The organism is Lentzea roselyniae, assembly GCF_039537795.1.
GTDB classification, from domain to species: Bacteria; Actinomycetota; Actinomycetes; order Mycobacteriales; family Pseudonocardiaceae; genus Lentzea; species Lentzea atacamensis.
In genome coordinates, this window is sequence record NZ_BAABBE010000141.1 from 1 (window position 1) to 655 (window position 655).

Sequence of the window (655 nt, forward strand, 5' to 3'; positions counted from 1 at the left end):
GGACTACGGTGAGCATGGGCGTGCCTTCCCGACCGACGCGCCAACGTCGGCCTGCTTGAGATCAGCTACTCGATCACCGGGAAGGTACGCCCCTCACCGGCCGATCCACAGGTCTCAAGCATTGCTCCGGCATTCACTTCTGGACGCCGAAGCGGCAGCTCAGTAGCAAGTGGCTGCCGTGCCTCAGAACCAAGATGGCCCGCCGCTGACGCGGCTGACAGACGGGACTTTGGCATGCACCTGTCCACGAACTTGTACGCGGACGGACCCGCAGACCGGCTCGTGGCCGTAGCGCGCCGACGGCTGGCCGGCCGGATCCTCGACCAGACCGAGGACGGGCTGGTGCCCGGAACCTGCATGAGCAGCGCCTTGGAAAGCGCGTTGACACTGCGGCTGTTCCAGCTCGAGGGTGTGCGCACGCCCAGCTGTGAGGCCCTTGTCGACTATCTGCACTGGGCCGCACGGCCGGCGGGCCGCCGCGACTTCGAGCAGCAGTTGGTCGCCCGTTGGGCGCTGGACGGTGGTGGCGCCGACAGCGCGGCGGTCACCGGGCATCTCGCGACCGTCCAGCACTTCTCCGCGGGACGCAAACGCGTCCTCGCCCTGTCGGTGGCAAAGCTGCTGGGAGCCGCGCCGGAACCCACCGTGCCGAAAG

1 protein-coding gene is annotated in these 655 nt (G+C 68.2%); it reads left to right on the forward strand.

Going from position 1 to position 655, the window contains the following annotated elements:
• Positions 1–234 precede the first annotated feature (234 nt).
• Positions 235–655 (forward strand): hypothetical protein (locus ABFX45_RS46240; RefSeq protein WP_346137436.1); only part of this gene is annotated, 421 nt, incomplete at its 3' end.